General features: G+C 54.1%; 1 protein-coding gene. It reads left to right on the top strand.

What is annotated here, in order from left to right:
• The first annotated feature begins 36 nt into the window (after positions 1–36).
• Positions 37–405, top strand: a complete 369-nt coding sequence (locus EN949_RS35665) for a four helix bundle protein (protein WP_063170070.1) — start codon at positions 37–39, stop codon at positions 403–405.
• The last annotated feature ends 39 nt before the right edge of the window (positions 406–444 follow it).

Here is a 444-nt window from a genome sequence, read left to right as displayed (position 1 = left end):
GAGTAGGGGAGTAGGGGAGTAGGGGAGTAGGGACGGATGACCGAAAAAACAGGGTCCTACAAGGACTTGCTGGTTTGGGAGCAGGCGATGGATCTTGCGGTGGCGGTCTACGGTGCTACGAAATCCTGGCCCAAAGAAGAACTTTATGGACTGACCAGCCAAGTGCGGCGCTCTGCAACGTCGGTGCCGGCGAACATAGCCGAGGGGTATGGCAGGGAAATTCGAGGCTCCTATCTGCAGTTTCTCCGTATTGCCCAAGGATCATTGAAGGAACTGGAAACTCAGCTTCTGATTGCTGAACGTATTGGCATCGCGCCGAAAGCGACGTCCGGCCCATTGTTGGCGAGTACCGAAAGTGTGGGAAAGCTTCTTCGACTTCTCATCCGTAAACTTACAGCCGAATAGCCTCCCCTATTCCCCTATTATTCCCCTACTCCCCTATTC

Source organism: Mesorhizobium sp. M7A.F.Ca.US.007.01.2.1, from assembly GCF_003998165.1.
GTDB classification, from domain to species: Bacteria; Pseudomonadota; Alphaproteobacteria; order Rhizobiales; family Rhizobiaceae; genus Mesorhizobium; species Mesorhizobium ciceri.
Note: the sequence above shows the minus strand (reverse complement) of the source record. Positions and strands in the feature narration are given on the sequence as shown.

Bases quoted from the DNA above. Each gene is read 5' to 3' on its own strand.
- EN949_RS35665 (WP_063170070.1), top strand. From the start codon at position 37: ATGACCGAAAAAACAGGGTCCTACAAGGACTTGCTGGTTTGGGAGCAG.